Annotated in this window: 16 protein-coding genes; 1 reads left to right on the forward strand and 15 read right to left on the reverse strand. The window is 47.3% G+C overall.

What is annotated here, in order from left to right; all coding sequences use genetic code 11:
• Positions 1-3: 3 nt before the first annotated feature.
• The 3 genes from BQ7400_RS02930 to BQ7400_RS02940 all read right to left on the reverse strand — a co-directional run bounded on the left by BQ7400_RS02930 (position 4) and on the right by BQ7400_RS02940 (position 3,916).
• Positions 4-225 (reverse strand): YdbC family protein, encoded by a 222-nt coding sequence (locus BQ7400_RS02930; RefSeq protein ID WP_034440617.1) that lies wholly within the window; start codon positions 223-225, stop codon positions 4-6.
• Between the two features lie 182 nt (positions 226-407).
• Positions 408-2,921 (reverse strand): heavy metal translocating P-type ATPase, encoded by a 2,514-nt coding sequence (locus tag BQ7400_RS02935; protein ID WP_072469409.1) that lies wholly within the window; start codon positions 2,919-2,921, stop codon positions 408-410.
• Positions 2,922-2,977: 56 nt separating this feature from the next.
• Positions 2,978-3,916, reverse strand: coding sequence for a pseudouridine synthase (locus BQ7400_RS02940; protein ID WP_072469410.1), 939 nt, complete (start codon positions 3,914-3,916; stop codon positions 2,978-2,980).
• A gap of 81 nt (positions 3,917-3,997) precedes the next feature.
• On the opposite strand from BQ7400_RS02940, the gene BQ7400_RS02945 reads away from it, so the two are divergent.
• Positions 3,998-4,609 (forward strand): hypothetical protein, encoded by a 612-nt coding sequence (locus BQ7400_RS02945; protein WP_072469411.1) that lies wholly within the window; start codon positions 3,998-4,000, stop codon positions 4,607-4,609.
• Between the two features lie 803 nt (positions 4,610-5,412).
• Here BQ7400_RS02945 and BQ7400_RS10670 read toward each other — a convergent pair.
• From BQ7400_RS10670 to scpB, 12 genes are all read right to left on the reverse strand, one after another.
• Positions 5,413-9,003, reverse strand: a complete 3,591-nt coding sequence (locus BQ7400_RS10670) for an S-layer homology domain-containing protein (protein ID WP_083553250.1) — start codon at positions 9,001-9,003, stop codon at positions 5,413-5,415.
• 247 nt (positions 9,004-9,250) lie between these two features.
• Entirely contained in the window at positions 9,251-10,711 is a 1,461-nt protein-coding gene (gene guaB / locus BQ7400_RS02970) for an IMP dehydrogenase (RefSeq protein WP_072469412.1), read from the reverse strand.
• Positions 10,712-10,719: 8 nt separating this feature from the next.
• Complete coding sequence (locus BQ7400_RS02975) at positions 10,720-11,949, reverse strand: CdaR family protein (RefSeq protein ID WP_072469413.1); 1,230 nt, start codon at positions 11,947-11,949, stop codon at positions 10,720-10,722.
• On the reverse strand, positions 11,933-12,769 hold the full coding sequence (gene cdaA / locus BQ7400_RS02980; RefSeq protein ID WP_034439390.1) for a diadenylate cyclase CdaA: 837 nt from the start codon (positions 12,767-12,769) through the stop codon (positions 11,933-11,935). Before cdaA ends, BQ7400_RS02975 begins: the two co-directional genes overlap by 17 nt.
• The gene (locus BQ7400_RS02985) at positions 12,762-13,301 is read right to left on the reverse strand and encodes a DUF5317 domain-containing protein (protein ID WP_072469414.1); all 540 of its coding nucleotides are present in this window, start codon (positions 13,299-13,301) and stop codon (positions 12,762-12,764) included. Before BQ7400_RS02985 ends, cdaA begins: the two co-directional genes overlap by 8 nt.
• Positions 13,302-13,367: 66 nt before the next feature.
• Entirely contained in the window at positions 13,368-15,497 is a 2,130-nt protein-coding gene (locus BQ7400_RS02990; protein ID WP_342741511.1) for a bifunctional 4-hydroxy-3-methylbut-2-enyl diphosphate reductase/30S ribosomal protein S1, read from the reverse strand.
• Between the two features lie 3 nt (positions 15,498-15,500).
• Positions 15,501-16,076: a lysophospholipid acyltransferase family protein gene (locus BQ7400_RS02995; protein WP_072469416.1), complete on the reverse strand. Its 576-nt coding sequence runs from the start codon at positions 16,074-16,076 to the stop codon at positions 15,501-15,503.
• Positions 16,063-16,707: a (d)CMP kinase gene (gene cmk, locus BQ7400_RS03000; protein ID WP_034439399.1), complete on the reverse strand. Its 645-nt coding sequence runs from the start codon at positions 16,705-16,707 to the stop codon at positions 16,063-16,065. The genes BQ7400_RS02995 and cmk overlap by 14 nt, the downstream gene beginning before the upstream one ends.
• A 92-nt stretch (positions 16,708-16,799) precedes the next feature.
• Positions 16,800-18,008, reverse strand: coding sequence for a BaiN/RdsA family NAD(P)/FAD-dependent oxidoreductase (locus BQ7400_RS03005; protein WP_072469418.1), 1,209 nt, complete (start codon positions 18,006-18,008; stop codon positions 16,800-16,802).
• Positions 18,005-18,562 carry a tRNA 5-(aminomethyl)-2-thiouridylate-methyltransferase MnmM gene (gene mnmM / locus BQ7400_RS03010; protein ID WP_072469419.1) on the reverse strand — a complete coding sequence of 186 codons (558 nt, stop codon included), beginning with the start codon at positions 18,560-18,562 and terminating at the stop codon, positions 18,005-18,007. The genes BQ7400_RS03005 and mnmM overlap by 4 nt, the downstream gene beginning before the upstream one ends.
• A complete protein-coding gene (locus BQ7400_RS03015) occupies positions 18,555-19,262 on the reverse strand; it encodes a pseudouridine synthase (RefSeq protein WP_072469420.1) in 708 nt (235 codons plus the stop codon). Before BQ7400_RS03015 ends, mnmM begins: the two co-directional genes overlap by 8 nt.
• The gene (gene scpB, locus BQ7400_RS03020) at positions 19,262-19,801 is read right to left on the reverse strand and encodes an SMC-Scp complex subunit ScpB (protein ID WP_072469421.1); all 540 of its coding nucleotides are present in this window, start codon (positions 19,799-19,801) and stop codon (positions 19,262-19,264) included. Before scpB ends, BQ7400_RS03015 begins: the two co-directional genes overlap by 1 nt.

Genomic DNA, 19,801 nt, shown 5'->3' on the forward strand with positions numbered 1-19,801 from the left:
CACCTAGTCCAGGTCCAAGGAATTTAGCAGGTCTCTCAGGGCCACCAGTTCCTCCTTGGTCAGGGTGATCCCCTTGGCCATCTTTTCATGGTCCGGAGCCCATTGTCTCAGGTCGTACTTGCCCTCTTGGTCATTGTAGGAGACAATATTCAGCTCCTTGGTCCAGCCACTGGCTGACTCCGACAAGACACCTAAGGATTCCAACAATTCATATTTAAAGGCCATTTTTCTCCTCCATTAAACTAAAAGAGCCCCCAGGCTCTTTCTTCTTTATATCTTCACTTTACTCTTTATTTGCCTCCAGGTCAAGGAATACTTGGCAGAAAAGTCCACCTTGCCTTCTTTGGTCTGGACTTCCCTTCCTTAAAAGAAGAACCGGGTCCTTCCGGGCCCGGTAGAGTCACTTTTTAGGAAACCACTTCATAGCCAGCTTCTTGGATGGCGTCCTTTAAGTCTTTGACAGACACTTCATCAGGATAGGAAATCGTCACTTGTTTTTCTTCCAAGGACACTTCCCCCTTGACTCCTTCAAGAGCCCCTAGGGCCTCTTCTACTCTTTTTTTACAATGGCCACAAGCCATTCCTTCTACCTTTAATACGATTTGATTCATGGAATCCTTCCTTTCTATTTTTTCTATTTTTTCATCATGACCTTCTTTAACAAGACTTGCCGGCCTGGATTCTTGGTCCACCGGCAGGGTCTTGGCCTTAAAGGCATTGAGCCTCAGGGCATTGGTCACCACAAAAAGACTGGACATACTCATGGCAAAGGCCGCAATCATGGGACTTAAACTCAGGGAAAAGGCCCGGTAAAAGACTCCCGCAGCAATGGGAATCCCAATGACATTGTAGAAAAAGGCCCAAAATAAATTTTCCTTGATATTTTTCACCGTGGCAGCACTGAGGTCCCAGGCATAGACAAAGTCCCCCAGGTCAGAGTGCATTAAAACCACATCCGCCGAGTCAATGGCAATGTCCGTTCCGGCCCCAATGGCCACCCCGACTTCTGCCCGGGCCAAGGCCGGAGCGTCGTTGATCCCGTCTCCCACCATGGCCACCTTACCCAATTTTTGTCCTTGCCGAACCTGCCCTTCCTTTTGGTCCGGGAAAATCCCAGCTACAATTTCATCCAGGGCTAAGTCCTTGGCAATGGCTTGGGCTGTCAGGGCATGGTCTCCGGTTAACATGACGGTTTTCAAACCCCGGGCCCTTAATTGGTCAATGGCCTCCTTGGACCCATCCTTAATCTTGTCAGCCAGGGCCACTGCCCCTAAAAACTTTCCTTCCTTGGCCACATACAAGAGGGTTTTTCCCTCCCTAGACAGGCCCTCCAGGTCCTTCAAATCTTGAACTTCGATGGAAAAAGCATCCATTAATTTTTTATTGCCTAATAAAAGCCGGCCCGAGGCAAAATCCCCCACCAGGCCCTGGCCCAGAATGTTTTGGAAGTCAAAATCTTCTTTTTCTCCTTGGACCTCAGGCAAATAATCCACCAGGGCCTTGGCCAGAGGGTGTTCCGATTGGCCCTCTAAAAGAGCAATCCGTTCCTTCTCCCCATCCAAGCCCCCATAGTCAATCCAATCCACCACCTGGGGTTGGCCCTGGGTAATGGTTCCAGTCTTGTCCAAAAAGACTCCTTTGACCTTGTGGAGTTCCTCCAGGGCCTCGGCATTTTTAAACAAGATCCCCTTCTTGGCCCCCATACCTGTTCCCACCATAATGGCCACAGGCGTCGCCAGGCCCAAGGCACAGGGACAGGAAATCACCAAGACGGCAATCATCTTGCCCAGGGCAAATTCCAAACCATAGCCCAGAAAAATCCAAACGAAAAAAGTTAAAAGACTAATGGCCATAACCGCCGGCACAAAAATCGCAGAAATTTCGTCCGCCAACTTGGCAATGGGAGCCTTGCTGGCATTGGCATCCTTTACCAGGGCAATAATCTTATTGATGGTGGTTTCTTCCCCTACCCGGTCCACCTGGACTTCAATATAACTTTCCAGGTTGATGGTGGCAGCCAAAACCTGGTCTTGGACCCCCTTGTCCACCGGGAGACTTTCCCCCGTTAGAGAAGATTGGTCCACTGTGGTCTGACCCTTAACGATTACCCCATCTACAGGAATGGATTGGCCAGGCTTGATTAAAACCAAGTCCCCCAACCTCACCTGGTCCAGGGGGATGGTTTCTTCCACACCCTCCCGGCGAACCGTGGCCAGGTCCGGCGTCAAGTCCATGAGCTGGTCAATAGCCCCAGTGGTCTTGGACTTGGCCCGGGCTTCCAACCACTTACCCATGGTTATCAAGGTTAAAATCATCCCTGCCGATTCGAAATAAAGGTCGTGGTGGTAGCGATCAATCCTTGCCATATCCTGGTAGGAAAACCCATAGGCCAGCTGGTAGATGACAAAGAGGCCATATAAAAAGGCCGCCCCGGACCCTACAGCCACCAAAGAATCCATGGTGGGTCGCCGGTGGATCAAGGCCTTAAAACCCGAAATAAAATACCTCCGGTTGAGGATTAAAATCGGCAAGGTCAAAAGACACTGGCTCAGGGCCAGGATCAAACTATTTTGCATCCCTTGGAAAAAAGAAAAAGTCGGCAGCCCCATCATGGGCCCCATGGCAATATAAAATAAGGGGATTAGAAAAATCAAAGACGACAAAAAGAAAGTCTTTAGGTCTTCTGCCGGGTCCTCCTTGGCCGGGGCCCCTTGACCTGCCGGGTCTTTTACCCCGTAGCCTGCCGCTTGGACAGCCCGGACCACCTCTTGCCTTAGGTCACCTTGGCCCTCCACCAACATGTCCCCCGTCAAGAGGTTAACCGAAACCGATTCAACTCCCTTGACAGACCCGACACTTTTTTCCACAGCATTTTGACATGCCGAGCAGGTCATACCTGTGACGATAAATTTTTCCTTCAATTTCGACACCTCCTATCAATATTATTATAAGAGAAAAGTTTCCTTTATGCAAACTCCTAGACCCTTAAAAACTTTCGGTAGTCCCCGCCCAGGTAGTCCCGGGCAATCCGGTCCAACTTTTCCGGAATGGGGCTCAAAACTTCCAGCCCATCCAAGTAAGCCAGGTCCCCCTGGGTGTGAAAAACCACTTGATAATTATGGAGCCATTGACCCCGGCCCCCATCTCCGTACTTCTTGTCCCCCAAAATGGGAAAGCCCAAACTTTGGAGGTGGTAGCGAATTTGGTGGGTCTTGCCTGTCAAGAGGTCCGCGTCCACCAAAGAATAGTCCCCGGAAACCACCGGCCTAAAAACCGTCTCCATGGCCAGGTCCTCCCCAGCCACCATCTTATTTTTCTCCCGGAGTTTTTTCCCAGACTTGGTCACCCGGGCCTCCTCCTGAAAATTTCCCCGGACCAGGGCATAATAGTGCTTTTCAATTTCCCTGGCCTCCATGGCCCGGTTCAAAAGCCTCAAGGCCTGGGCATTCTTGGCCCCAATTAAAATCCCCGACGTATTCCGGTCCAGCCGGTTGCAAAAAGCCGGCGTAAAAGTCCTTTCCAACCTGGGATTATAGTCCCCCTTTTGGATCAAATAAGCCACCAGGTCATCCACCATGTTGCCCTCCCGGCAATCCTTAGAAGAATGAGTCAGTCGACCCCCAGGCTTGTCCAGCAAGATGATATTGTCATCCTCATACAAGACCTTGACCCCTTGGCCCACAAACTTTTTCGCCTCCTTGCCAAACTTGTCCAAGGTTTCATCCGAGAAAAAAACCTTCACCAAGTCCCCCTCTTGGACCATGTCCTGGGGCGAGGCCTTCTTTCCATTTAAAGTAATATTCTTCTTTCGCAAGGACTTTTGCAAAAGCCCCTTGCCGGCCCCCGGCAAAAGCTTGGCCAGGTAGCGGTCCAACCTTTGACCCGCATCATTTCCATCAATCCTAAATTCCTTCATTGTTTCCCCTTAATGAATTTTTTGCTATAATAGACCTATACTAGATTATTATAACAGACAATGATAGAAAAGAGGAATATTATGAAATTTAGTCAACGACTGTCCCAGGGCCTGGTCCATATCGGCCGGATCCTGATTACCATCCTGATCCTAACCGTCTTTCTAGGCGTCGTCTACCTGGGAATAAAAAACCTCACCAGCCGGGCCCACCTGTCTAAGTCCGCAGCCCCCCTGATTGAAGAAGAAGTTGAAACTCCCAAGGGCAAAGAAATTAGCCTAGAAGGCCAAGTAGATATCAACACCGTTGCCGACACCCTCCTGGCCCAAGACCTCATTAAAGACAAGGCCAGCTTCATCCAAGTCGCTACAGAAATGGGCGTCTATAACTACTTCGGCCCCGGAGACTTTACCATTCCCCAAGACGCCACCGTTAAAGAAATGATCCATAGCCTAACCAAAGACAAAATAGCCAGCCTGCAAGATGTCAGCGTAACCCTGCCCCATAACGTCACCAGCGACCAAGTCGCCGATATCCTCCTGGCCCAAGGCCTCATTTCCAGCAAACCCGCCTTCGTGCAAAGAGTCAATAGCCTAGGTGTCCAGGGCCAATTCAAGGCCGGTAGCCATAAAATATCCGCCCCCATTAAAGTCGACGATTTAATTAAAAGCCTCTGCCAAGAAGTGGGAAAATAAAAAATAACCAGTCGGGAAAAGCCGGCTGGTTTTTTTGTTGGGTGGATGAATAAAAACAATTGTAGGGGCCGGCCTCGTGTCGCCCGTATTGTTAAGCAGAGTATATGGATATTGGGAATACATCCCTATTTAAAATCTCCCCTGTATTCATTCTTTTCCCTATATATTGGGGAAGGAAGTAGGGCGTTCACTGTCAATTTCTACCAATCGGCCTTCGTTTCGCTCGGCCTCTTGGGAAATCTTAGTATCTGACCTTCTATAACTCGCTTCGCTCGTTAAGATAGGTCATGATTTCTTCGCCCTATCCTTCCCCAAACCCCAACCTCTCACCCTAACGCCCTGGAGGAAGCAATCATGACCTAACCCGACGAGAGCAAAGCTCGAGTCGCAGGTAGGTCAGATATCGCCTTGTTTCAAATCTTTGATTTGTCAAAGGCGATGCAATCGACAAGCCTAAAAATTCAAAACTCGCTTCGCTCAAACATTGAATTTTTTTAACGGCTCATCGATTTTTTCTCTCAATCTGAATCATCGAATCGTTACATTTTCTGGTAATGTGGGGTTGGTCCGTGGGGGCGACCTTGTTCATGACCTAAGCCGAAATCTTTGATTTCGTAGCTAGGTCATATGCAGTCTTTCACAGCGAAAGGAGCGAGAGCGAACTTGAGCTGATGAAAAGTTGTAGTCGCCCGTATTCGTATACAAGATATATGGATATAGGGCATAATATAAATACGCAGAAAATCTCAAACCCCCACAGAAAAAAGAGTCCCTAGGGACTCTTTTTCTTGCTCTTTTAACTTTTATTCCCAATCTGCTTTGATATCCAAAATTCTTAACCAGGTCTCCACTTGGCTTCCCTTGACTCTTTGGTATTCATGGCTATTGGCTGCTTCCATGATTTCGCAATAGGCCCAGTGGTTTTCATTGATGTCGGTAAAGCGGATGAGGTCTTTTTTGACTCCTTCCATTCCCGGTATATTGACATTTCTGTTGGCATATTGGTTTAAGATTCTGGCTGCTTCTGCCCTTTGGATATAGGCATTGGGTTTGAAGCTTCCATCGGGATAACCGGCGATCCGGTCATTTCCATAGGCTTGGTTGATGGCTGCTTCAAATTCGTGGCCTTTGACATCGGCAAAGGGTGCGACCTTGTCGTTTTTCTTGTCGATATAGTAAAGGGCTCTGGCAAATTCTCCCCGGGTAATGGGTTCGTTGGGACGGAAATTGCCGTTTTTGTCGCCAAACATGAGGTCTTTTTTCACCATGATGTTGATGGCTGAATTGTACCAGGCAGAGGGGGTGTCCTTGAAGTTGGGTTTGGTCTTGTCGGTCATGTCTAATTCGGCCAAGCGGGCAATTAAGGCTGCTGCTTCAGACCGGGTGATCATGCCTTCAGGACGGACGGCCTTGTCTACATAACCATAGAGGTACTTGTAGTGGCGACCGATTTCCATTTCAGGACTCTTCTTGGTGGTTTCCACTTGTACCGGGTTGGCTCCCAGGTACCAATAACCCTTCCAGGTAATGGCTGGAACTGGAGAGGACTTGCCTGGTTTTTTGGCCTTCTTATAGGCCCTAGCCTGGATGTCTTTCTTAGTAGTATTCGGCTTTAACTGCTCTTTTGGAATAGTTATTTCCCCATTATCCGGATTCACTTGAATTCCTTCAGGCCCTTTAAACTTCCCGTCTTCACCTTTTGTTACGGTAATTTTTTTATCCTTGTTTTCCGGATCCTTGTATTCTACAGTTACACTTGTGGTGTCCTTGTCGGTGGGAGTGATGGTTACATTATCATCTCCAACCTCAACCTTGGGTTCCGATGTCTCTTCTTGTGTCGTTGGCGTTTCTTCTGAAGTCTTGTCTTTCCAGATTGCTTTTACTACTGTGTCTTTTTCTACAGTGATTTCGGTTCCCGGTGCTACTTTTTGACCATCTACTTCCCAAGTATCAAATTCTTGGGTGTCATCTGGGGCTTTGAAAGCATTTGGTAATACTGTGTAGTCTGATCCTTTATCAACAGTTTTACCTTCCATTGTTCCTTTGCCGCCATTGGCATCGTAGCTTACAGTTGCTTGGCTCTTTTTCCAAAGAGCTTTGATTACTGTATCTTTGTCTACTTTGATTTTTGTGTTTGGCGCTACTTTTTCTCCATTTACTTCCCAAGTATCAAATTCTTGGGTGTCATCTGGGGCTTTGAAAGCATTTGGTAATACTGTGTAGTCTGATCCTTTATCAACAGTTTTACCTTCCATTGTTCCTTTGCCGCCATTGGCATCGTAGCTTACAGTTGCTTGGCTCTTTTTCCAAAGAGCTTTGATTACTGTATCTTTGTCTACTTTGATTTTTGTGTTTGGCGCTACTTTTTCTCCATTTACTTCCCAAGTATCAAATTCTTGGGTGTCATCTGGGGCTTTGAAAGCATTTGGTAATACTGTGTAGTCCGAGCCTTTATCAACAGTTTTACCTTCCATTGTTCCTTTGCCGCCATTGGCATCATAGCTAACAGTTGCTTGGCTCTTTTTCCAAAGAGCTTTGATTACTGTATCTTTATCTACTTTGATTTTTGCTCCTGCTGCTACTTCTTTGCCATCTACTTCCCATGCTTTAAATTCTTGGGTGTCGTCCGGGGCTTTGAAAGCATTGGATAGAATCTCATATTCAGCGCCCTTATTTACGGTCTTACCTGTCATTTCGCCGGTGCCTTTGTTGGCATCGTAGCTAACAGTTGCAGTTTCGAGAGTCTTGGTTGCCTTATCTGAATCGAGCTTATCGGTGTCACCTTCAAGACCACCATTATCCTTTGCGGTTGCCTTGATGGTTCCAGCGAGTTCGATCTTTTCCACACTCAGGGTGATCACACCGGTGTTCTCATCAACACCAGGTCCGCTCCATTTATTGGTTTGCAAATCTCGCGTTGCGGTGACGGTTTTCTTCGCTCCAGAATTATCTTTATAGGTAATCGTGTAAGACAGCAAGTCGGTATCATCACCAAGATCTTTATAAGCCGGTGGGGTAATAGTTACTTCACCCTTATCTGTATCTACCTTAATCGCAGGGGATTTAGGTGCGATATTTTTCACCAGGTCTTTGGCAGGGATTGTTATTTTTGGTTCAGCTCCATCCTTTACCTTGTATGAGCCATCTGCATTTGTTTTCGGAACAAAAGTCCCTTCACTGTCCCAATCACCTGCTACATCATTACCGCTAAATATCTTGACATTGCCGCTGTCATCAATTTGTATAACTGCCGGTACTTCTTCATAATATCCGGTTCCGTTTGGTAATTTAGATTCTCCATTTACTGTGTATGCTGCTCTTATAGCAGCATCAATTGCTTTTTTGTCTTTAGCTGTTAATTTTCTAGGGTCTTTAACTTCTGTCTTTTCAGGTATTACTGGTTTTACAGTAGTTGTAGAACAAGATACAAATTTATGGGGTTCTTTTACTGTAACGCCGACTACTTGATCAAGTTTTAAGTCAGGGTTTGGAATTGTATATGTGAATTCTCCTGTTTTACCATCTACAGTTGCATCTACCGCTTTAGATGAGTCTTTGTCAACTGTACACTTGTTTTCACTACAAAATTTACCTTTATCTGCTTCGCTAAGCTTCAAAATAATCTGAACCTTTATATCAGTAAAAGGTTTCTCTCCTGATAGTTTTCCCTTAATTACATTGTCTACAATTGTAATACTGCCAAGAGTAGCTCCTCTAGAATGTTCAGTAACTTGTTTTATTTTTAAATTTGGAGCTTCTACTTTACCTGATGTCGAACCATCAGTATAGGTTACTTCATAATAAGCATGTTCAGCAGTATTAATAGAAAACTTAACTGTGCTAATATCACCGGCTATTGCAGTGTTTTCATTATTAAACATTTCAACAGCTTCTGCTTGTTCATCAGCGTTAACTATATTGGATGAAGTTTGTTCTATCCAAATTTCTCCACTTGGCATTTTAAGAGTAACTGAAGATGCCTTAGATGCTTGTGCAGTTACATTTACTTCCGGTGATTTATCTTCACCTATTTGTTGGTAGACTGTGACCTTATCGCCTTTTGCAACTTTAACGCCTTCAGGTAAGTCTACCTTCCATGTTGTTCCCTTAGTAGGGTTATCAGAAAGAGTGGCTTTTACTGTGCCACCTTCACCTTTTAACGTTACATGGACTGTCGCTATTACAGTCTTTTTCTTTCCATCAACTTTAACATGAGCTTTTGCTAAATTTGCTCCCGAAATCGTCGTGGCATCGTAGAATACCGGGTTAATTGTCGGTTTCTTTACAGCAGCCGCATACACGTCCATAGCACCCATGACATGGGTCAAGACCATGACCAGGGCTAAAAGGAAGGCGCCCAGGGGTTTTAGGGTCCTTGTTTTCTTGTCTTTCATTCTATCTCCTCTCTTGTTTTCTCTCTTGGCTTGCTTTATCTCGGCGGGGCCAAGTCTGATTTTTTCTTGCTTGGTTTTCTGATAGTATCTCTTACTTTAATGATAGCTAATTTACTTGATTTATGCAAGTTTTTTTGACTTTTTTTAGGGCCTTGGCTCTCTTCCTTGCTGGCGGATGAAGGTTGGTTTTTATGGCTGGGTTCCTCTTCCTATAAAAAGAGCCGGGACTCTGGATCCCGGCTCGGTTTTAACGGTCTGATTTTGAAATATAGTTTGGAGATTCTCTGGTGATGGTGATGTTGTGGGGGTGGTTTTCTTGGAGGGTGGCCGGGGTGATCTTCATATAGCTGGATTTTTCTTGAAGTTCTTTAATATTGGCGGCTCCTACATAGCCCATCCCGGACCGGAGGCCTCCCACGAGTTGGTAGACTACGTCTCCGGTTTTGCCCTTGTAGGGGACCCGACCTTCTACGCCTTCGGGGACGTATTTTTTAGTTTCGTTTTGAAAGTAGCGGTCGGAGGACCCGGAGTCCATGGCTCCTAAAGATCCCATGCCCCGGTAGGACTTGTAGTGGCGGCCTTCCACGTAGATTTCTTCTCCAGGGGATTCTTCGGTTCCAGCGAACATGGATCCCAGCATGACGACGTTGGCGCCGGCTGCAATGGCCTTGGTAATGTCTCCGGAGTATTTGACTCCTCCATCGGCGATGATGGGGATGTTTTTTTCTTTACCGGCCTTGGCACAGGCCAGGACGGCGGAGATTTGGGGAACGCCAATTCCTGTAACTACCCGGGTGGTACAGATGGACCCGGGGCCGATCCCAACTTTTACGCAGTCGGCGCCGGCTTCGATGAGGTCGATGGTGCCTTGGTAGGTGGCGACGTTGCCTGCAATGAGTTGGATGTCGGGGTAGGTTTTTTTGATTTCTTTGATGGTTTTTAAGACGCCTGCGCTTTGGCCGTGGGCTGTGTCTATAACGAAGACGTCGACGGCTGCGCTTAGGAGGGCTTCAACTCTTTCCATAACGTCGCTGGTAACGCCAATGGCGGCTCCGGCCAAGAGGCGGCCGCTGGAGTCTCTGGCGGAGTTGGGGTATTGGACGCTTTTTTTGATGTCTTTGATGGTAATGAGGCCTGTGAGGTGGTTTTGGTCATCTACCAGGGGCAGTTTTTCGATCTTGTATTTTTTCATGATGTCCAGGGCTTGGTCCATGGTGATGCCTTGTTTACCTGTAATGAGGTTGTCTTTGGTCATGACGTCTTGGATGGGAATTTTCAGGTCTGTTTCGAAGCGGATATCCCGGTTGGTAATGATGCCTTCTAGGTGGCCTTCTGTATCGATGATGGGGACGCCGCTAATGCGGTAGTGTTGCATGAGTCTTGTGGCGTCTTCGATGAGGTGGTCTTTTTTCAAGGAGAAGGGGTCTGTGATGACACCGTGTTCGGACCGTTTTACCCGGTCGACTTCTTCTCTTTGTTCTTCGATGGACATGTTTTTATGGATGATGCCGATGCCGCCTTCGCGGGCCATGGCTATGGCCATTTGGGATTCTGTAACGGTGTCCATACCGGCACTCATTAAGGGGATATTTAACCGGATTTTTTCGGTTAGGTTTGTTGTCAGGTCTGTTTCGTTGGGTAGGACATTTGATTTGCCCGGTAGTAAAAGGATGTCATCAAATGTCAATCCGTCTCCAATATAGTTCATGTTTCCTCCTATTCTTTACTTAGGGTAATGTTGACTTTGCTGGGTTCTATGCTTGATATATGAACACCCTCAATGGGTGTCATTTTTATGGTGACTTGGTGGTCTCCCAGAGAGAGGCCCTTGCAATCCAGGTAGAATTTCAAGTTGTCTTTGTTGAGTTCGTTGAGTTTTTCCCGGTCGGCGCTAAGGCGGATTTGGATCCCATGTAGGGGGGTCAGGATTTGGCCCTGGAGGCCGCGCCCTACGTTGACAAAGCGGATTTCGGGTTCTGTAATGGTCATGGTCCGGTCTTCAAACTGGGAACTTTTCAAGCGAATTTGGTAGATTTGTTTTTCGTTAACCAGGTTGACTCCTTGGGGTTTTTCCAATTCGATGCTGGTGAGGGTACCTTCTTGGAGTTTTTCCCAAGATATGGGTTTGGTTTTGATTTCTTCAATTTCTTTTAAAACTGCTGTGTTTCCTTTTATTGTAGCGGTTTTTGGCTGGATGTCAACAAGGTCTTGGGAAATTTGGTCCGGCGGGGCCTTGGAAAAGTTCAAGGTCACGGGGACTGTTTTGGTTTTGTAGATGGGGATTTCCACTTCCAGGCTGGCGGGTTCTATGGTGAGGCCTTGGATTTTTTCCAGGTCGGAATCCAGGGGTATTAATTTGCAGCTTAGGACGGTGGTTTGGGTCCGGTCTTTGATGTTGACGTAGGCCACTAGGGAGTGGACGGCGTCGGTCAAGGACTTGGGCCCTGAAATGGTTACTCTTTCCTGGGACTTGTTGATGTCTCCCATGATGTAGCCTTCGGGGAGGGTCCCTATGGTTTTAATTTCCACTTCTTCCCGGGTGCTGGTGTTTTCTTCGATGCTTAGGACTACGCTTAGGGGGTCTTTGCCTACGACTTTGACATTGTCGTTGTAGTTGGTGACATGGATGGGGACGCTTTGTTCTCCTTTTCTCAGGCCTTCTAGGTTGATGTAGGCTTGGATGTTGGAGGAGTTGACCCGGTCCATGTAGGACCTATTGCCTTGGAGTTCTAGGTTGACGTGGATGTCTCCTGTATTCATGAGGGTCAGGCCCCGGCGGCGGAGGTCTTGGAGTCCTTCAATCCGGACGGGGACGTTTTTAAAGGACCGTCTGGTTTGGGGGTCCACGACGTTCATGACGTAAAACCAAAGGAGGATGGCAATGACCAGGGATAGAATTTTGGGCATGAGGTTGGATTGTTTGAGTTTTTTAATCTTTTCCTTCATGGTCTGTGCCTCCTATCTTGTCCATTAGGTTTTCCAGGGGTTGGACCTTGGGTTCGTAGACCTGGTCTAGGATGTATTCCAGGGTGGTGAGGTCGATGTGTCTGGAAATTTTTCCGTTTTCTGCTGTGGAGATGGCTCCGGTTTCTTCGCTGACGATGATGGACAGGCTGTCTGACCGTTCGCTTACGCCGATGGCGGCCCGGTGGCGGGTGCCTAAATCTTTGGCCAGGTTTCGATTGTCTGTCAAGGGTAAAAAGCAAGCTGCGGCTACAATCCGATCTCCCCGGATGATGACGGCTCCGTCATGGAGGGGGGTGTTGGGGATAAAGATGTTGATCAAAAGGCCGGAGGAGATAAAGGCGTCTAAGGCGGTGCCTGTGTCAGCGATTTCGCTCAGGCCTGTTTGGCGTTCAATGACGATAAGGGCGCCAATTTTTTGCCTGGACAGGGATCCCACGGCTGAGGTGATTTCTGTAGCCAGGGCGTTAGTACGTTTGGCTCCCAGGCCCATGCCCTTGCGGAAGGAGGAACTCCGTCCAATGAATTCCAAGCCTCTTCTGAGTTCGGGTTGGAAGACGATGAGGATGGCCACCATACCCAGGGTAATGAGGTGGCTTAGGATCCAATTGATGGTGTAGAGTTCCAGGCTCTCGCTGATTTGGGTTAGGACTAGGATTAAAATAATTCCCTTGCTCAACTGCTCTGCCCGGGTTCCTCTTAGGATTTTAATTAAGTTGTAGACAAGCACGGCAACGATCAGGATGTCGACCAGGTCACGAATCCGGATGCTGCTGAGGCGAGATGCAATAAATTCAGTCATGGGACATCTCCTTTTCTATGGGTTGAAGGATAAGTAGGTAGGCCAGACCCAGGCTCATGAGAATATCTCCGGGGCTGATGACCCGGGCCAAGGGGTAGGCCTTGGGCAGGGGGATCCAGTCTCCTAAGTAGGCCTGGAGGCCACCGGTCATAAGGCAATGGCTGGTGGATTGGTTTTGGATTAAAAGTTTTAGGACGGACTCTTGGCCTGCCTGGACCAGGGCAGAGGGGTCCACGGGCATCCGGCCATAGAGGGCCAACATGAGACCATTTAAAAAGAGACCTATACTAAAAAGTATAAATCCAAGTCTGGGTTTTTGCCTAACTAGTAGCAGGCTCAGGCCTATGATTAAAGGACCTTGAAGCCGGTAGATGGTTTGTGGGGCCTGGGGATTTAGGCGGATGATAAAACGAAGCACAAGTAAGAGGGCCAGGATCCCCAGCATGGTTTTGAGGTAGTCCAGGTCCAGGCTTATTTTTTTCCAAAGGACGGCTTGGACCAAAAGTCCTATTACAATGACTTCTATCAGCATATTTCCTCCATTAGGATAGGAAAAATGCGCTCTCATAATGAAAGCGCACTATCCTAGTCCTCTAACTTATTCTTCTTCAGATTCAGTTACTTCTTCAGTTTCTTCAACAGGAGCTTCTTCAGCTGGTGCTTCTTCTGTTAAAGTTTCCGGAGCTTCAGGGAAGTCTTCTTTTTGCCCTTGAAGAATTTCACCGATGGATAGAGTAAAGTCGTTATTTTCTTCTTGTTTTTGAACGGGTTTTTCAATCTTACGTTCTCTTTTTTTCGGTTTTTCTTTCGGCTTTTCTTCTTGTTTGGGTTCGGTTAAGGCCTTAATGGACAGGCTGATTTTCTTGTCTTCTTCGTTGATGTCTGTAACCTTAACTTCAATTTCATCTCCGATGGCTAATTTGTCGGATGGTTTTTCTACGTGTTCTCTAGAAATTTGAGAAACGTGAAGGAGTCCATCTACGCCGGAATCAAGACGAACAAAGGCGCCGAAGTCCAGTAGGTTGACAACTTTACCCTTAACAACATCTCCAACTTTTACTTCTTCTGTGAAGACATCCCAGGGTTTTTCGGTGGTTTGTTTTAAGCCTAGGGCAATACGATTGCGTTCACGGTCCATTTTTAGGACTTGAACTTGGACTTCTTGGCCTGGTTCTACAACTTCGGATGGGTGTTTTACCCGGTTCCAGGAAAGTTCAGAAATGTGGATCAGGCCGTCTACTCCTCCGATGTCTACAAAGGCACCAAAGTTGGTTAGACGTTGAACGGTTCCTGTAATGACGTCGCCTTCGTGGATTTCGTTGTAGACCTTGTCACGTACTTCTTCCATTTCTTCTTCTTCAACGTTTTTACGGGATAGGACAAATTTACGTTTATTTTTATCGAAGTCAATGATTTCGCATACCATGTCTGTTCCTACGTATTTTTGTAGGTCTCTTTGGAAGCGAGTGGATACGTGAGATGCTGGAATGAATCCGTTTAATCCGTCTACATCGCAAGTCAAGCCGCCCTTAACAACAGATTTGATGCTGGCGGTGACGCGTTCTTTGTTGTTGTATTTTTCTTCCATGTCGTCCCAAATCTTCATGTTTGCAACGCGTTTGGCTGAAAGTACAACATTGCCGTCTCCGTCATCCATTTTCATGACATAAACTTGGATTTGGTCTCCAGGTTTATATAAGTCTTTTGGCAAGGCGTCTGGGTCGCTGGATAGTTCTTCACGAGAAATTATCCCATCAGCCCGGTAGCCAATGTTGACCATGACTTCATTCTCTGTGACAAATAAAACTTCGCCCTCTACGACTTCTCCCCTGCGAACACGAGTAAAGGAGTTGTCGATGGCCTCCATCATCTCATTGTTCATTGCTTCATTGTTTAAATTTTCCATACAGTTAACTGCCTCCTTGATTACACAATCCGGTGTGGAAGCACCGGCGGTAATGCCTATTTTATTTATTTTTTTCAAGCCATCGAGGTCTAATTCTCCAACGGATTGAATAAAAATCACTTTATTGCAATGCTTTTGTGCGACTTGTGCAAGTTTTTTGCTATTGGAACTGTTTTTTCCACCCAGGACAAGCATACAATCTACTTTTTTTGCCAGGGCTTCTGTTTCTTCCTGACGAATAGATGTAGCATTACAAATAGTATTATATACTAAAATATGCCCTGTGAAAACACCTAAAATCTCATTTACTAAAGAATTAAAAAAATCTTTCCTGTTTGTGGTCTGGGAAACCAGGACATAATTTTTATTTTTTGGAATTTTTTCCAGGTCTTGGGGGCCGGAAACCACATAGCCCTCCCGGGCTCTAGACAGGATTCCTTCAACCTCGGGGTGGTTTTTCATCCCCAAGACCAGGACTCCATAGTCCTTTTGGTTGGCCTCTTGGACCCGGTCATAAATTTTTTTTACATAGGGACATACGGTTTCTATGACCTTGTTGCTTTTTTGAAAGTTTTTTAAGCGTTGGAGGTCCAGACCATGGCTCCGGGTGATAATGGTGGCGCCTTGGACTTGGTCTGATTGCAAGTCTTGGACTCCCAGGTCTTTTAGGTCCTGGTTGACCCGGTCGTTGTGGACCAACTGGCCGTCTAGGTAGACATTTTCTTCTTCCCGGGCTGTTTTTTCCGCCAGGGCTACGGCTCTTTGGACTCCAAAGCAAAAGCCTGCATGTTGGGCTAAATAAATCTTGATACCATCACCTATTCTTTACACTTTATAAATTTCATCCATAATGGCCAGGGCCACTTCTTGGTAGATTTCTTGGCCCTTGTCCTTGTCTTGGACCAGGTCTTGAACCTTGATGGCCGGATGGATGATGATTTTCATCTTGGAAAAAATTTTGTAGTTTCCCAGGATGGTTATGGGGGAAACCAGGCCCTGGGTCTTAAGGGCCAAGAGGCCCACTCCGGGCTTTACCAGGTTTTTATCTCTTTTTTTCACCCGGGTTCCCTCGGGAAAGATGCCTACATTGTCGCCTTTTTTTGCCAGACGGATGGCTTTTCCCATGGCCGTAAGGTCGTTTTTATCTCTTTGGACTGGGAAGGCTCCCAGCCGGGCCAGGATCTTGGCCAAAAATTTATTTTCAAAGAGCTCATGCTTGGCCATCCACTTAATGGGGTGGGGATAAAAGGTTGAAATAAAGATGGGGTCCCAGGCGCTGATATGGTTGCTGCAAACCAAGGCCCCGGATTCCAGGGCGTTTTCTTGGCCTTGGACCTGGATTCTATAAAAGATCCTTAGGATGATTTTTGCCAGAATAACAAAGAACTTATAGAGTCCCATTTTTCGCCTCCACAATGGCTGCCATTTTTTCCACGGTTTCTTCCAGGGTCAAGTTGCTGTTGTCTATGACTATGGCATCCTCTGCTTGTTTTAAGGGAGCCAGGCTCCGGTTGCAGTCTCTATGGTCTCTTTCTTTCAGGTCTTTTTCCACCTGGTCCAGGGGGATTTGGATGCCCTTTTCCAGGTTTTGCTGGTAGCGGCGCTGGGCCCGGACTTGGTCTGAGGCTGTTAAAAAGAATTTTACCTTGGCATCTTTTAAAACGACGGTGCCAATGTCTCTACCCTCCATGACCACGTCTTGGTCGCTGCCAAGTTTTCTCTGGTAGTCCAGGAGGTAGGCCCGAATGGCAGGTTCCTTGGAGAGCTCGGAGGCTCTTTTGGAAACCTGGCCGGTCCGTAATTCATCGGTTAAGAGTTTGTCTTTATAGTAGATCCCTTCTGGGGATATTTTTAAGTTCATTTCTTCCAAGGCCCGGTGGTGGTCCTGGGGGTTGCCCATATCCATAAAGGCATAGGCCAGAGCCCGGTACATGGCTCCTGTATCCACATAGGCTATCTTTAATTTTTTGGCCAGGGCCTTGGCAATGGTACTTTTGCCGGCTCCGCTGGGCCCGTCAATGGCTATGGACATCTTGATTCCTCCCATGGTAAAAAATCACTAACAAGTGTTAGCGATTTTATCTCTTCAGCTCATTTAACTGTTTTCTTATTATATCCAATTTTTCAGGATTTTTCAAATCCTTTCCCGGCACTTTCCCCGGCAAGGTGGCCTGTGGAAAAGGCAATTTGTAAATTGTAGCCCCCGGTGAGGGCGTCTAGGTCCAAGACTTCGCCACAAAAGTAGAGGCCTGGAACTTTTTTGGACTCCATGGTGGAGGGGTCCACTTCTTTTACATCCACTCCCCCGCTGGTGATGATGGCATGGTCTAGCTTGTCCAAGCCCCTATAGTGGAGGGGGAAGTTTTTCATGGTTTCCACCAGACTCTTTCTTTGGGCCTTGGTAATTTCGTTGACTTTTTTATGGGGGTCCAGGTCCAGGACACTTAAAAAGACATCCACCAGCCTATGGGGCAGGCGGCCTGCCAGGATGGTTTGGATTTCCTTGTTGGGTCCTTCTTGGAAGTCTCTCAAGATGGCTTGGTCTAATTTTTCCGGTGTCAGACCAGGTTTTAGGTCCAGGGCCAGGTCCACTTTTTTCCAGCGGTTGATGTAGGAGCTCATGGTTAAGGCTATGGGACCAGACAGGCCTTGGCCGGTAAAAAGGGCTTCTCCGAAAAGAGAAAGTTTTCTATCTCCCCGGACCTTGAGACTGATGTTTTTCAAGCTAAGGCCTTCCAGGTCTTTGACAAAGGAATCTTCCAGGAGGATGCCCACTAGGCCTCCCCTAAGGGGGACCAGGCTGTGGCCAAATTTTTGGGCAAAGCGGTAGCCGTCTCCTGTGGACCCGGTAACAGGATAGGACCTGCCTCCTGTAGCCAGAATAACCCGGTCAAAGGCTTGGTCCCCCTCCTGGGTCTTTAAAATAAATTGATCCTTTTTCTCCAGGTCCAGGACCGGGGTATTCTTATAGACTTGGACTCCGGTCTCCCGGAGGATTTTTTCCAGGGCCCGGATGACGTCGGAGGACTTATCGGATTGGGGGAAGACCCGGTCTCCCCTTTCTACCTTAAAATCCAGGGGGATCAAGTTTTGCAGGTCCTGGTTGGTAAATTGGTAGAAGGCGGAATATAAAAATTCAGGGTTGCGAACCACAGCCGGAAAAAATTCAGAAATATCCTTGTTGTTGGTAAGGTTACAGCGACCCTTGCCCGTTATGTAAAGTTTTTTTCCCAATTTTTCATTTTTTTCAAAGAGGCTGACTTGGCCATGGCGACTGGCAATAATTCCAGCCATCATACCAGCAGGTCCGCCTCCAATTATGGCAATTTTCATTTCTTCTTCCTTTTTTCAATGGCAAAAAAGACCGGGGGTTGATTTTTTTGGTTATAAAATTCAATCCTTTGGACCCGATAGTCTTTTTGGTCCAGGCTCCGAATGAATTCTTCCACGGCGGCTACTTCTTCTGCGGCTCCTGGGTGGGACCGGTAGACCAGGAGGGTAAAGAGTCCTCCAAGCTTTAAGGCCTCCAGGGCCTTTTCAATGGCCATAACTGTCGTGGCGGCCTTGGTGATGATGGTCTTGTCTCCCCCAGGAAGGTAGCCCAGGTTCATTACGACCAGGTCCACTTCTTGGTCCAGGTAGCTATCCAGGTTTTGGTGGCCATCCAAGATGGTTTGGAGCCGGTCTTGCTTTTTCAAATTTTCCCTGACCCAATCCAGGGCTTCTTCTTGGATGTCAAAGGCCAGGACCCGACTTTCGGGGTAGGTTTCCAGGATAAACTTGCTGTCTTTTCCCCTGCCCAGGGTCAGGTCAAGAGCTAGATGGACTTCTTTTTTATATCTTTGAATAAAATTTTGCATGAGGACAATGGCATTTTCTTCAAGCATGGCCTTCTTTTAACTCCTTTACTTCTTCCGGGGTGAGTTTCCTGTATTGGCCTAGGTCCAATCCCTTGAGGTCCAGGTTATCCAGGGATAGGCGGTGGAGTTTTTTGACACTAAAGCCAATGGCCTGACACATTTTTTTCACCTGGTGGTTTTTCCCCTCGTGGATGGTAAGGTCAAATTGACTTTGGCTCTTGCCGGGAAGGACCCTGGCAAACTTGGCTGGGGCATAGGATTCTCCATGAAAGTGGATGCCCTTTTTTAGGGGAAGCAAGTCTTTTTCCTCCAGTCTCCCCTGGACGGTGACCCGGTAGCATTTTTCCACCTCATGGGAGGGGTGGGTCATGGCATAGGTAAAGTCGCCGTCATTGGTTAAGATCAAAAGGCCTGTGGTGTTAAAGTCCAAGCGGCCAACGGGGTAAACTCTTTTTTCTTGGGGAACCAGGTCCAGGACAGTCTTGCGTCCCTTTTCATCCGAACTGGTGGTGACATAGCCGGCGGGTTTATTTAAGAGGTAGTAGACTTTTTCTTCCTGCAAGTCTACCGGCTTGCCGTCAAAGGTCACCTGGTCCCCGGGTCCCACCTTGGTCCCTAGACTGGTGATAATTTCCCCATTGACGGCCACCCGACCCTGTAAAATGTAGTCTTCACTTTTTCTTCGGGAGGCCAGGCCGGCATGGGCCAGGTATTTTTGTAACCGCATCAGTCTTCCTCATCTTCCAGGTTAAAGTCTTCTTTAAAAAGGTCAATATCCGGCAGGTCTTGGATGCTTTTCAAGCCAAATTTCTTTAAAAAAAGGTCCGTAGTTCCATAGAGGCTGGGCTTGCCGGGCCGGTCCAGGGTCCCTCTTTGCTCAATATAACCAATCTTCATCAGGGTCCTGATGATGCTGTCGCATTGGACCCCCCGGATGTCTTCCACCTCAACCTTGGTCACTGGTTGCTTGTAGGCAATAATGGCCAGGCTTTCCAGGCCTGCATTGGAGAGGTTTTTCTTTTTCTTGTCCTCGAAGAATTTTTCAATTTCTTCAAAACAGTCCTCTTTGGTGGACAATTGAAGGGTATTTTTCACCCGGATTAACTTGAGACCCGAATCTTCTTGGGCATATTTTTTTTCCAAGTCTTCTGCTGCTTCATAGAGGCGGGGCAGGGGGATGTCCAAGACCCGACTGATTTCTGTCAGAGCCAGGGGATCTGCCCAGGCAAATAGGATGCCCTCTAAAACTGCTGTAAGTTTTTCCAA

This window comes from Urinicoccus massiliensis (assembly GCF_900120405.1).
Lineage (GTDB): Bacteria > Bacillota > Clostridia > Tissierellales > Peptoniphilaceae > Urinicoccus > Urinicoccus massiliensis.